A 12,918-nucleotide genomic window follows, 5' to 3' on the forward strand; every position below is an offset into this window, starting at 1 on the left:
TTGTTTTGCTTTCGCGAAAGCGTACTCTTACTTATAACTTCTAGGTCCCAGAAATGCCGTTGTTGTCGTCTCAATAAGTTGATCGCCGCTGTACACTTCTATTTCCAAACGTTCTTTATCACTTTTAATACCGCTTGCATTGATTTCAATAAATAGCGTTCCCTCTGCTAGTCCCTGCGCATCTACACGGAAACTATTACCCGAAACTACTTCTATAGTCCCATTATGAGAGCGTAGTTCAAAATGTACATCTTCTATCTCATCTACCGTTTTATTAACCAGCTTAAAGGTGTAGACATTACTAATCATGTTATTGTCTTTGTGCTCATAAAGTTGGCCTGGTAATCTGAGAATGCGAGCTTCTACATCATTACGTAAAAACAACATACCAATGAGTACCGCAGTAAGTATACCTAGTACGGCAACATACCCCTTAAGGCGAGGCGTAAACTTAAATGGTGCCTTCTTTTCAATATTATCTTCACTGGCGTAACGTATAAGACCTTTAGGGAGATCTACTGCTTCCATCATATGGTCGCAAGCATCTATACAAGCGGTGCAGTTTACACATTCTAGCTGTGTACCGTTACGTATATCTATACCGGTAGGACATACATGCACACAGGCAAAGCAATCTATACAATCTCCTTTTCCGGTAGATGGTCTGTCTTCATTTTTCTTAAACTTCGCTCTTCCTTCTTCCTTCTCTCCACGTTTATGATCATAAGCAACGATAATAGATTTATTATCTAGCAACACTCCTTGTAACCTTCCGTAAGGGCAGGCTATGATGCACACCTGCTCTCTAAACCATGCAAATATGAAATAGAAAACTCCAGTAAATATGAGTAGTGATATTAGCGTACTAACGTGCTTAGATGGTCCGTCTGTGATGTACCTAATAAGCTGATCGCTACCTATGAGATACGCAAGAAATACATTTGCAATTAGAAATGAGATAATAAAAAAGATAGTCCATTTTAAAACTCTCTTTTTAATTTTCTCCTTATTCCACGGCATTTTCTTAAGACGTATTTGTTTACCACGATCACCGTCTATCCAGTACTCAATACGACGAAACACCATCTCCATAAAAATAGTTTGCGGACAAATCCAACCACAAAATATTCTACCAAATGCTACCGTAAATAGGATGACAAATACCACCCCAATAATCATCATAATTACAAAGAGATGAAAATCTTGAGGCCAGAATGGATACCCAAAAATATTAAATCTACGCTCCAGCACATTAAACATGAACAGCTGGTTCCCTCCTACTTTTATAAATGGTGAGCTAAGTAAAATAGCAAGCAATACATAGCTTACGTACTTGCGGTACTCATACCATTTCCCACTCGGCTTCTTAGGAAATACCCATGCGCGCTTCCCTTCCTTATCAAGGGTCCCCATGGTATCTCTAAAGTTATCTTTTCCTTGCTCTGCCATTATATATTACTTAGATAAGATTAACAGAAAAATACTGTCTGTATCACCTATAATCTCATGGGCTACCTCTAATGGTATTTCAAAAGTCTCATAGGTGTCTATAGATTTTGAGAAAGTCGCTGTTCTAAAAGTGACCGCTCCTTGTATAATCAAGATTTGCGCTTTGCTAGGTGCTGTATGTTTTTCTAGTACAACATCCTTTTTAAGTCCTATTGCTATAATTTTAGTCTTATCATTTTCATAATAAGGCTTCATTATTGGAGCAGTACTTGAACTTAATGCAATCGCTATATCTTGAATCATCCTTCTATTATTTAGTTACTCGTTAATTGCACTGCTGTGCTATCTGTAACAACATCCTTTACTGGTGCTGCTGGTGCATCTGGATTTACCCATAACTCACCTTCTGCTTCCTTAGGCTCTGCAGGCATGGTGCCTTGTAAGCTTAACACGAAGCTAGCTACCTGTGCCATCTCTGCTGCTTTAAGTTCGGACTTCCAAGAAATCATACCCTTACCATCACGACCACCTTCTGAGATAGTTTTAAAGACATTTTTAATTCCTCCACCTAGAATCCAGTGTTGGTCTGTGAGGTTAGGTCCTATACCTCCACCACCGTCTGCTTTGTGACAAGCAATACAGTTATTTGTAAAAATGGCTTTACCGGCATTAATATCACTAGCATCTGTGAGTAGTGTTACCGTGTTTACATCTACGAGATCTTTAGCTGTTTTTTTCCATTCTTCTATTTCTGCCTTTGCTTCTGCTACAGCAACTTCATATTCTTCGGCCTGGTTATAATCGTCTAGTAGTTCAAAACGTACTAGATAAATTACCGCAAAGACTATAGATGCGTAGAACATATATACCCACCATGGCGGCAAGTTGTTATCAAGTTCTTGTATACCGTCATAGTTATGATCCAGTATAATCTCATGCTCTTGAGCTATCTCTTTACTTCCTAGAGATGCTTTATACTTCTCTTTAATCCACTTAAACTGATTTGCTTCTGCAAGTGCTTGCTCCTCATCAAACTTTGCTTGTGCTTGTGGCTTAAGCGTATTGTAAAGGACATTGCGCAGCGCAGCCATGCTCACTTCTCCTGCTGTATAAAAAAGCATGATTACGCCTAGTATAGCCCAGACCCATGGTTGCTCTAGAAATACAGAAGTCTCCCCTGTAGTCCCTACGTAATCTATGAGGAAATATCCTAATAGTGAAAAGCCTAGTATTCTCAAAAATGATGCTGTCGTTCTCATTCTTCTATAGTATTTACGTTGAGTGTATCATCATTAAGCGGGATGTTACTTACCTCTGTGATGTGTGCTTTTTTGGCTGTAAATACCCAAAAGAATAGTGCAGCAAAAAAGATGAAAAATATGAGTAATGACACTATAGGATAGATCTCCACTCCATCTATATTTTCTAAGTTTCCTTTTATAAATTTAAACATGGTGCTAGTCGTTTAAGATGGTTGATGTTCCATCTGCGTTTTTAACTTTAATATCTGTTCCTAGTCGTTGTATGTAAGCTATAAGAGCTACCACCTCACGGTTGCGCATCTCTACAAAGTCTTCACCGTTTTCTTCGGCATACTTTTTATCTGCCTCATAAGTTTTTGCAAAGTCTGGATCTGAGTAGAGGTTTTTCTCTATTGCTATTCCTTGCGCCGTCATAGACTCTTGCGCATTTGCAATATCTTCTGGAGTGTACGGGACACCTAAGGTTACCATCGCTTCCATCTTTGTCTCTGTAAGATCTTTATCTAGCTCTCTACGCAATAACCATTTATAAGATGGCATAATAGAACCAGACGAAGTACTCTGCGGATCATAGAAGTGATTCAAGTGCCAGTTATCACTGTACTTTCCTCCTACACGCATAAGGTCTGGACCCGTACGCTTACTTCCCCATAAAAATGGGTGATCATAAACATATTCTCCTGCTTTTGAGTATTCTCCATAGCGCTCTACCTCGCTTCTAAATGGTCGTACCATTTGAGAGTGACACCCTACACATCCTTCTCGTATATAAATATCTCTACCCTGCAGTTCTAGTGGTGAATATGGCTTCACACTGGATATCACTGGGATATAATCATCTACAATAAGTGATGGTATAATTTGCACCATACCTCCAATAAGAATAGCGATAGTTGCAAAAATGGTAAGCTTTACCGGGCGTCTTTCTAACCATGTATGGTAACCTTCTTTTGAGGTACGTTTCTTAGTTACTTTAGGTAAAGGAGCAGCCTCTGCAAGTTCATCTGTAACGTTGCTCCCTGCACGAGCAGTCATAATCATATTATAAACACCTATAAGGGCTCCTACTATAAACATACTACCACCTATAGCACGCATCCAGTACATAGGGATAATCTCACTTACTGTTTCTAAGAAATTACCGTAGGTAAGCGTTCCATCTGGATTAAATTGTTTCCACATAAAGGCTTGTACAAAACCTGCAACATACATAGGTAATGCATAGAGTATAATCCCTAACGTTCCTATCCAGAAGTGGAAGTTAGCTAGTTTAGTAGACCATAATTTTGTCTTGAATAATTTTGGAACCATCCAGTATACCATACCAAATGTGAAGAAACCGTTCCAGGCAAGTGCTCCTACGTGTACGTGAGCAATAATCCAATCACTAAAGTGAGCGATTGCATTTACATTTTTAAGCGAGAGCATAGGCCCTTCAAAGGTTGCCATACCATAACCAGTAATCGCAACAACCATAAATTTAAGAACAGGATCTGTACGTACTTTATCCCACGCTCCACGGAGTGTAAGTAGTCCGTTTATCATTCCTCCCCATGAAGGTGCAAGAAGCATGATGGAGAATGCTACACCAAGATTCTGTGCCCAGTCTGGCAATGCAGAATATAATAAGTGGTGAGGCCCCGCCCAGATATAGATAAATATAAGTGACCAGAAGTGTACAATAGAAAGTCTGTAAGAATACACAGGTCTATTTGCCGCCTTAGGTACAAAGTAGTACATCAACCCTAAGAAAGGAGTGGTTAAGAAAAATGCAACCGCATTGTGACCGTACCACCATTGTACTAGCGCATCTTGCACTCCAGCATATATAGAGTAACTTTTAAGAGCACTCACTGGCAGCTCCATACTGTTTACAATATGCAATACCGCTACGGTTACAAAGGTTGCTAGATAAAACCAGATAGCAACATACAAGTGACGCTGTCTTCTTTTAAGGATTGTACCTATCAAGTTGGCTCCAAAAGCTACCCATATAAGAGCAATCGCAATATCAAATGGCCATTCTAGCTCTGCATATTCTTTTGATGTGGTAAACCCTAGCGGAAGTGTAATTGCAGCTCCCACAATGATAGCTTGCCATCCCCAGAAGTTTACATTACTCAGCCAGTCTTTCCACATACGAGCCTTAAGCAAACGCTGCGAAGAATAATATACCCCTGCAAAAATAGCATTACCTACAAAGGCAAAGATGACTGCATTAGTGTGTAACGGACGTAAACGCCCAAAACTCAACCACGAGATGCCGTCTGTTACATTAGGGAATAAAAACATAAAGGCTAGAAGTAGCCCTATACTCATTCCCACAATGCCCCAAAACATCGTAGCCACTATAAATTTTCGTACGATTTTATTATCGTAATAGAATTGTTGTACTTCCATAGTTTGATTAGTTACTCTTTTATTTGGATGGATTTTTCAATTGGCTCAGGAGTTGTTGGAGCACTTTTTTCTTTTACTAACTCATCGTCAAAAAGCATACGCACAGATGGCGTATAGGTGTCATCATATTGCCCTTTTCTTACAGACACAATAAATGCGGCAAAAAAGACGAGAGCAACAACAACGCTGATTGCGAGAAGCATATAAATAATACTCATACCTACCTGAATTATGATGTAAAATTAAGATTGAAGTTGTTTTTGAATTATGACAATTGTCAGTTTTAGATAAATTGTTTTGGATATGCTTACGCGAAAAACTGCTACTCTTCTACCGTATCCGTTTCTTTAAAAAGCAATTATTATATATCGACTTGTCATCATGAGCGCGGCACTTACACTTCCACATATAACAATGCCACCTGCGCACTTTGTGATATTTTTTTAAGCCTATTAAGTATAGGACTTGCACTAGTGGCGGCGCATGGACAACTCATCATGAACTGTTGTTCAAAACGAGTAATTACTCTTATATACATATGTAGCCTAGCAGCAATAGTCAGACTTACCGTACTACAAGCGGAAGATGCCCCTTTAGAGTCATTCTGTAAACTGTAGATTCGTTTTTCAGTATCTCGCACCCAAGTATCAAAAACCGTTTGGTCTGCCTTTTTATGTGCAGATTTATGAAACAGCCCCATAAGATCACGCTCGGTGTAAGATGGTTTTTCAAATGCTATTTGAGCTAGTTGATATGTATCCTGTATACTAATAACACTGTTCATATTAATGTTTTTTTGAAGTGAGATTTCCTCCCATAAAATGGGTGGCAATGGTTGTAAATAAGACAATACTGATAGAGCTAAGCGGCATCAAAATAGCTGCCACTACAGGAGCAAGATTACCTGTAACAGCAAATCCCAAGCCTATGAGATTATAAAATAATGAGAATATAAAAGCATACTTGATGATGCGCACTCCTTTGTGTGAGAGTCTTAAAAAAGTAGCTATATCTGTAAATCTTGAAGCGTCTAGAATCCCATCACAAGCTGGCGAAAAAACATTTACATTCTCTGAGATAGAAATCCCTACATGACTCTGCGCTAGCGCACCAGCGTCATTAAGTCCATCACCCACCATTAAGACATTCTTTCCTTGCTCTTGCAAGCCTTTTATAAAGTCTAATTTATCTCCAGGTTTCTGGTTGAAAAGTAGTGTCGCATTCTCTGGCAGTATCTGTGATAGAAAAATACGTTCTCCAGCATTATCTCCAGAAAGAATAATAATCTCGTAGTTACTTTTTAATTCACTAAAAAGTGACTGTACACCTTCCCTGTACTCATTATAAAAAAGGTAGCATCCTTTATACTCATTATCTGTACTTATGTGAACAGCAGTACGCCCTGCCCCTGCCGAAGAAAGAGATCCTTGTGTAGTTGCTACAAACCCGTAAGAACCTACTTTAATCGTATGATTATTATGCGTTCCTATAATGCCTTGTCCTATCTCTTCGGTAAAGGAGTCAAGTGTTTTTATATCATGAGATTCTAGTAAGTCATAAAGCGATCTACTCAAGGGATGGTTTGAAGCTCTCAGTGTGCTAGTTAATAGCGATTCTTCTTCTGGTGTAAGCGCTACACCTTCATAAGAGATTACACTTTTTGCACTCGTGGTAAGTGTTCCCGTTTTATCAAAGACTATCGTATCTATGTGAGCAAGCTGCTCAATAACACCGCTGTTTTTTAGATACAGTTTATGTCTCCCAAAAATGCGTAGTATATTTCCTAAGGTGAATGGTGCTGCTAGCGCGATAGCGCAAGGGCAAGCCACAATGAGAACTGCAGTAAATACTTGCAGCGCCTTTGATGCATCTATAAATAGCCAGTAAGCCGTTGCAATGGCAGCAATAATGAGCAAACTCACTGTAAAACGCCTACTTATACTATCTGTGAGGGTTTCAAAAACAGTCTGTCTTCCTTTTGAGAATATTTCGTTAGACCATAATTGTGTGAGGTAACTTTGCGCCACTGGCTTCAACACTTCTACTTCTATGGATCCTGCTTGTTGTCTCCCTCCAGCAAATAACTGATCACCAGATTTTTTGGCTACTGGTTCTGCTTCTCCTGTGACAAAGCTGTAATCTATAAGTGCATTTCCAGTAATTAAAACGCCATCTACGGGTAATAATTCGCTGTTCCGTATTAAAATTCGGTCACCTTTCTTGAGATCATATACTTGTGTTTGCTCTTCTTTTCTTGAAGGTTGCGCTTTCGCGAAAGCGTTATCATCCTTATATAATCGTGTTACAGCAATAGGAAAATACGACTTATAGTCGCGCTCAAAAGAGAGGTATGCATAGGTCTTTTGCTGAAAGTACTTGCCCAGCAATAAGAAGAATACAAGTCCCGCCATACTGTCAAAAAATCCCGAACCCCAATCCATCAAAACCTCTACGGTAGATCTTATAAATAGTACAGAAATACCAATGGCGATAGGCACATCGATATTAAGTATATTAGACCGCAAGCCTTTATATGCAGACACAAAATAGTCACGGCCAGAATAAAAGGCAACCGGAATGGCAAACAAGAGCATTAACCCTCTAAAAACATATTTATACTTATCTAGCCAAAACTCACTTACCTCAAAATACTCAGGAAATGATAAAAACATAATATTTCCAAAAGCAAACCCAGCCACGCCTAGCTTATACGTCAAGCTCCTATCTACCGTCTTTTTCTTCTTTGTGGTATCATCTAGTGAAATGTAAGGCTCGTAGCCTATCCTTGCCAGAAGGATCACCAGATTTTGTAGTGACAACTCCTGAGATGAGTATGTGATTCTTATGGTTTTCTTAGGGAAGTCTACTTGTGCGGTTTTGACCGCAGGATTCAATTTGTTTAGATTTTCTAGTACCCAAATGCAAGAGCTACAGTGTATGGTAGGAATTAATAAGGATACAACTTGTGTTCCTTGCTCATCAAACTCTAAAAGTTTGGCAACGACCTGTTCATTTTCTAAAAAGTCAAATTTACCTTCTTGAAGTAGCGGAGAGGTACCTGGCGTATTCTCAAGGTCGTAATAATACGACATATCGTTATCGCTCAAGATATCATACACCGTCTTGCAACCGTGACAACAAAAGGATTTTTCTTGATGGTGTATCACCGTTGTACAGGGATCACCACAATGGAAACAATTATCCATAATTTTAATTTGCTCAGACTTATAAAAAGTCCATTATACCTACAGCAAATTTGAGATTATGTTGGTTTTTAAATTATGATAAATATCAGCTTTAGGTAAATTTTTAAGTGAACGCTTGTGTTTGTATAAGCTTTGAAATTGATTCTTCCATTTATGTGCAAAGCTGATTTATATCATCTTTTACACATCAAGATTCGGTTATTTTTGAGCTATAATTAAACTAAACAACAATGAAAAAGCGCACTCCTATTTCTAGCATAATGACCACAAATCTGGTTACTTTAAAAACAACAGATTCCTTAGAGCATGCAGAGCAACTCTTTAAGGAACATCAAATAAGACACATTCCCGTAGTAGAAGGAAATCATATCATTGGGATGTTAAGCTATACAGATCTACTAAGAATAAGCTTTGCAGATGCAATAAATGAAGATGAGCAAGAGGTAGATACTGTAGTTTATAATATGTTTACCGTAGAGCAAGTAATGGCAAAAAAACTTGTAAGTGTTGCTCCAGAAACTACAATCAAAGAAGTAGCACAAATTCTAGCAAATAAAGAATTTCACGCGCTTCCTGTTCTTCAGGAAGGTACGCTAGTAGGTATCGTAACTACTACAGATTTAATTCAGTTTTTACTCGAGCAATTTTAGAACATAGCTCTATAAAATCAAAAAGAGGATATTGCTGTGTGCGATTATCCTCTTTTTCTGTGCTCACTTTTAAATAGTTACAAAAATTATTATCTTTAGTAGAAAAGATAATTATGAAAATTACAGCGATGCATTGGGTAGCGATCACTACCCTACTTTTGATTACAGTCACCATTTTTGCCACAATGAATCTAGCTTTTAACTGGGTGTTTTATATCACCATGCTAGGTCAAGCGTCTGTGGTTGTAATAGTTTACAAAGTTCTTAAAGACAATTATGTTACAGATAAAACCTTTGAGGATAGATATGAAGACTTCCCGCAACGAGGACGCTCTTAAAATTTAATAGTTTTATAAAAATTACGCTAGCATCTTGTGGTATTAAGATCACAGGTTGCTAGCGTTCTGTATTATACTCTTACTAATCTACAGGTCCTATTATTAATAATTCTTGCTCTTCAAGCGCCCATACTAACATGCTTATATAATCTTTGATTGCCTTGCGATCATTATCTGGCTCTGTAACATCTATAGATCCTTTCCAGATTACCTCTCGTTCTTTTGTAGGACAAATACAATATAGTGCGCTCTCAGCGTGATATACAGTATATTTTTGCATTTCCTCATCCTCTACATATAGCTCTTGACTTGCGTAATAATCATCTTCAAAACCATTGAAACTCTTATCCCAACTACGATACGACTGTACTAGTGTTACTTTATCCTCTGCCCCTAACACTTTTGAAATTAAAATGGCGTCAAATCCTTCTGAGAGCATTGCTCTTTCTAGATCTCCTAGCTCTTCTTCTGTGCGTGGACGGGATGTAAATTCTGGATTAAAAAAAGTTTCACTATTTACAGCATTAACTCCTTTTTCTTGAAGCTGGTCTACGAGTCTTTTTTCAAAAAGCTTTCGGTTTTTTATATCGCTGGTCATTGCGAGCACAAGCACTTTTTCTGCTTGAAAAACATCGATTTCAGGATTTTTCCAGTTTTCAATAAGTTCAGAACTATTACAACTTTGTAATAAGCTTATTAGACAAATACTTACACATAGTACTAGGGTTCTCATAATCTTTATTTTAGTTGATTTGTTGGTGTTTACTCTTTGCAAAAACAGTTTTCATTGTCGTAAACACTTCTTCCTTGAGAAGATTATATTTATCTACATAGCTCTCAATTTTCATTTCAAGTAATAGGTGTGCATCTTGAAATGTACGCTCTGCTTGAAAATCATCTTTCCCATCAGTAAGTACTTTGATCTCGTTGAGATGTGTGGAAATTCGATCTTGTAGTTTAACTATTTCTTTTTCTAAGTTATCAAGTGCTACAGCAAGGTGCTTTGCATGTTCATACCCAGTTTCGGCAAGTAAAGTGAGTGTATGTTCTGTAAGTAATTCTCCAAGGAATGCTTGTTCAACATGTATGAATTCGATTTGTGATTTCCACTGTAAAGTTACCTCGTGAATCACTTGAGCATCATTCCACTCAAGATATTTGAACTTATATTGGTTAAAGAATGAATGTTTCATAATAGGCTGGGATTTTAGTAAAAGAGAAAATACGCTTTCGCGAAAGCGTAAAAAAACCACTCCTGATTCCCCTCTAACCAGGAGATGGCTCTTCAAAACAATCCTCATTCATAATGAGGATTTATTTTATTGTTACGTTATTTCTTTTTTTGTCTTAAGAATATTACCGCAATAGTTAAAAATCTCACTCTTAGTTTTATTATAAGAATCAATAAATTGTCTGTATTGTTCTTTGATTGTCAAGTGCTTTTCTTGAAAAAAAACATCACAAGAAACGGTATCGCACTCTAGCATCCCGCTTAACTCTGCATCATGTTTTACAAGTAGAACATCAATACTCTTGAGTAATACTTTAATCTTAGAAACCTCTGTTTTATAATGCTCTAAACGCTCAAAGAGATTAGGTGTACTAGGCTCAAAAATGTAAGAATGTGTTAGATTTTCTATAAATTGAATTTCGTCGCTTGCAAGTGCAACATTAGATTTCCAGACTTTTACATCTTGATGAAACTGGTCTATTGTGAGTGGCAGTGTCGTTTCCATACTTAAAGAGTTTTACGTGTTAACTAGTTTAAAAGTAGCGCACTACAGCTACTTAAACTATGACATTTATCAGCTATAAAGCTGTTACTCATTTACATTACACAGAAACTGTATGTCTTTCAATATTTTTGACTTTCTAGTTTCTGAAATGCCTAAATGGTCGAGGTAAAAACTATCTCCTAGTAATTGTTTACAGAGCACAATATCTCTACCAAGTAAAAAGTTTTTTTCTCGCTTTGTAAGAAGTGTAGAAACGGTGATAGGATATAACCCTAAAGTGTCTATGCGATCCTTAAGCCCGTTATTTTTAGGGTAATCCCAGCTCAATAAAGTAAGACCTGCGCAGGTTCCATAATCTATAGCATCTTTTGTAAACCTGGTATTTGTCACTACCCATCCTTCGGTACTTATGCTTGTACTATTTTTTAATGTGTCTATAATATCATTATATCTAGCATGTATGTACAGTAGGATTTTTACATTGCAATTATTTCCTTCTTCACCGTGAAATTTACACTCTACGTAAAGCGTTCGGTTGTCTTTACTCGCCACAACATCCACTTCATGCTGTACACATTTTCCATCCACAAGAACTCCTACTTCGGTATCATAGCCGCTATGCTTTAACACCTGCCCTATAAATTTTTCAAATGGAAAGCCTGTAGGTCCAAATTCATAAATGGCTTTCTTTAATTTATATTTTGAGGCAAAAACAGATTTCTTCTTTTTGAGCAATGCAAAGGCTTTATTGTAAATTTCTTTAGTAGATATGCCTTGATAAAGCTCATCGCGAACTATATTAAGAATGTGACTTACGTCATTTTCTCCAGCACCGCTGCGATGTAATGAAGCTTTTAGTTTATCTAGTGAAAAATCTACTTTTTCACCAGAGGACTTCTTAACTTGGATAGACTTTTTAATCACGAGTAAAGCTGGGTTTATGTTATCAATTTATTTTGCAGCGACTTAGATTTTTTAAATAGTGCAATTACGCTTTCGCGAAAGCGTAACAATCACATCATTAATTGCGTAAATCATGCATCACTAATAATGGCACTTTGCTGAACATACCGAGCTCCTTGATCATGGGTGTGGTAAACACACTTCCAAAGAAAGCGTGCTTTCTATTAATAATTGCAACCATATCACTGTCACGGCTTTCTACAAAGTTTCTCACACCAATAGTAGCATCTACTCCACTCAGATGATGAAAACTAAACGATGCATCCTCAAGACACTCTGCAAGCAACTCTTTATTTGCTTCTTGCTGTTTACTCAGATTTTCATCTGGATTTACATAAAGTACACAGATATTTGCCTCTTGCAGATTTGCAATAGCAGTGAGATTACTAAGCTCTTTACGCTTATAATGAGTTTTATATCCTGTAGGCATTACAATCTCTTTGAGACTGGCTACTCGTACATCTAGAGGTACTCCCATCACAGGGCAATTGCGTAGTTTTTCCATCGCGAGAATGGTACTTGTACCAAAAAGAGCTCCCCTACTATTACTTGCTCCTTTAGTACCCATCACCACTAACTCTATGTCTCGTTGCTCAATTATAGCTTCCATCACCTCCATAAGACCACCAAACTTTGTGATGATTTCATACTCATGCTTAGGGTTAGTATCCCTAAATTCTATCATACTCACCAGCTTATCCATGTGCTTCTCTGATGATGTTTTTGCACTCTCATAAGACGGTGTTCCAGGTTCTGGAACCATCAAATCACCTAAGTTGTAACCCTTAGTTCTATAAGTATTGAGAACAATGAAAGAACACTCTTCATGCTTAAAAAGATCTGCTGCATAGGTGAGCGCGTTCCAAGCATTTTTTGAGAAATCTGTAGGTATTAGAATCTTCTTTTTCATCTTG

Annotated in this window: 15 protein-coding genes; 2 read left to right on the forward strand and 13 right to left on the reverse strand. The window is 37.6% G+C overall.

What is annotated here, in order from left to right; translation table 11 throughout:
- Nucleotides 1-27: 27 nt before the first annotated feature.
- From ccoG to DCS32_RS15795, 8 genes are all read right to left on the reverse strand, one after another.
- The gene (gene ccoG / locus DCS32_RS15760) at nt 28-1,449 is read right to left on the reverse strand and encodes a cytochrome c oxidase accessory protein CcoG (protein WP_108879161.1); all 1,422 of its coding nucleotides are present in this window, start codon (nt 1,447-1,449) and stop codon (nt 28-30) included.
- A 6-nt stretch (nt 1,450-1,455) separates the two neighbouring features.
- Nucleotides 1,456-1,752: a hypothetical protein gene (locus tag DCS32_RS15765; protein WP_108879162.1), complete on the reverse strand. Its 297-nt coding sequence runs from the start codon at nt 1,750-1,752 to the stop codon at nt 1,456-1,458.
- Nucleotides 1,753-1,763: 11 nt separating this feature from the next.
- The gene (locus DCS32_RS15770; RefSeq protein ID WP_108879163.1) at nt 1,764-2,708 is read right to left on the reverse strand and encodes a cbb3-type cytochrome c oxidase N-terminal domain-containing protein; all 945 of its coding nucleotides are present in this window, start codon (nt 2,706-2,708) and stop codon (nt 1,764-1,766) included.
- Entirely contained in the window at nt 2,705-2,902 is a 198-nt protein-coding gene (locus tag DCS32_RS15775) for a CcoQ/FixQ family Cbb3-type cytochrome c oxidase assembly chaperone (protein WP_013751852.1), read from the reverse strand. Before DCS32_RS15775 ends, DCS32_RS15770 begins: the two co-directional genes overlap by 4 nt.
- Nucleotides 2,903-2,906: 4 nt before the next feature.
- Complete coding sequence (gene ccoN, locus DCS32_RS15780; RefSeq protein ID WP_108879164.1) at nt 2,907-5,111, reverse strand: cytochrome-c oxidase, cbb3-type subunit I; 2,205 nt, start codon at nt 5,109-5,111, stop codon at nt 2,907-2,909.
- An 11-nt stretch (nt 5,112-5,122) separates the two neighbouring features.
- Entirely contained in the window at nt 5,123-5,329 is a 207-nt protein-coding gene (gene ccoS, locus DCS32_RS15785; RefSeq protein ID WP_108879165.1) for a cbb3-type cytochrome oxidase assembly protein CcoS, read from the reverse strand.
- A 176-nt stretch (nt 5,330-5,505) separates the two neighbouring features.
- On the reverse strand, nt 5,506-5,895 hold the full coding sequence (locus tag DCS32_RS15790) for a hypothetical protein (RefSeq protein ID WP_108879166.1): 390 nt from the start codon (nt 5,893-5,895) through the stop codon (nt 5,506-5,508).
- Between the two features lies 1 nt (nt 5,896).
- Nucleotides 5,897-8,317 carry a heavy metal translocating P-type ATPase gene (locus DCS32_RS15795; RefSeq protein ID WP_108879167.1) on the reverse strand — a complete coding sequence of 807 codons (2,421 nt, stop codon included), beginning with the start codon at nt 8,315-8,317 and terminating at the stop codon, nt 5,897-5,899.
- A gap of 230 nt (nt 8,318-8,547) precedes the next feature.
- Between DCS32_RS15795 and DCS32_RS15800 the strand changes: the two genes are divergently transcribed.
- Both DCS32_RS15800 and DCS32_RS15805 read left to right on the forward strand, forming a co-directional pair.
- On the forward strand, nt 8,548-8,967 hold the full coding sequence (locus DCS32_RS15800) for a CBS domain-containing protein (protein ID WP_108879168.1): 420 nt from the start codon (nt 8,548-8,550) through the stop codon (nt 8,965-8,967).
- Between the two features lie 113 nt (nt 8,968-9,080).
- The gene (locus DCS32_RS15805) at nt 9,081-9,305 is read left to right on the forward strand and encodes a hypothetical protein (RefSeq protein ID WP_204161790.1); all 225 of its coding nucleotides are present in this window, start codon (nt 9,081-9,083) and stop codon (nt 9,303-9,305) included.
- Nucleotides 9,306-9,387: 82 nt separating this feature from the next.
- Here DCS32_RS15805 and DCS32_RS15810 read toward each other — a convergent pair whose 3' ends face one another.
- From DCS32_RS15810 to DCS32_RS15830, 5 genes are all read right to left on the reverse strand, one after another.
- Nucleotides 9,388-10,038 (reverse strand): hypothetical protein, encoded by a 651-nt coding sequence (locus tag DCS32_RS15810; protein WP_108879169.1) that lies wholly within the window; start codon nt 10,036-10,038, stop codon nt 9,388-9,390.
- Nucleotides 10,039-10,048: 10 nt separating this feature from the next.
- Complete coding sequence (locus tag DCS32_RS15815) at nt 10,049-10,498, reverse strand: hypothetical protein (protein ID WP_108879170.1); 450 nt, start codon at nt 10,496-10,498, stop codon at nt 10,049-10,051.
- A gap of 132 nt (nt 10,499-10,630) precedes the next feature.
- Nucleotides 10,631-11,041, reverse strand: a complete 411-nt coding sequence (locus tag DCS32_RS15820) for a hypothetical protein (RefSeq protein ID WP_108879171.1) — start codon at nt 11,039-11,041, stop codon at nt 10,631-10,633.
- Nucleotides 11,042-11,125: 84 nt separating this feature from the next.
- Nucleotides 11,126-11,965 (reverse strand): restriction endonuclease, encoded by an 840-nt coding sequence (locus DCS32_RS15825; RefSeq protein ID WP_108879172.1) that lies wholly within the window; start codon nt 11,963-11,965, stop codon nt 11,126-11,128.
- 97 nt (nt 11,966-12,062) lie between these two features.
- Nucleotides 12,063-12,914 carry a universal stress protein gene (locus DCS32_RS15830; RefSeq protein ID WP_108879173.1) on the reverse strand — a complete coding sequence of 284 codons (852 nt, stop codon included), beginning with the start codon at nt 12,912-12,914 and terminating at the stop codon, nt 12,063-12,065.
- Between the last annotated feature and the right edge of the window lie 4 nt (nt 12,915-12,918).

The sequence above is a fragment of the Dokdonia sp. Dokd-P16 genome (genome assembly GCF_003095655.1).
Lineage (GTDB): Bacteria > Bacteroidota > Bacteroidia > Flavobacteriales > Flavobacteriaceae > Dokdonia.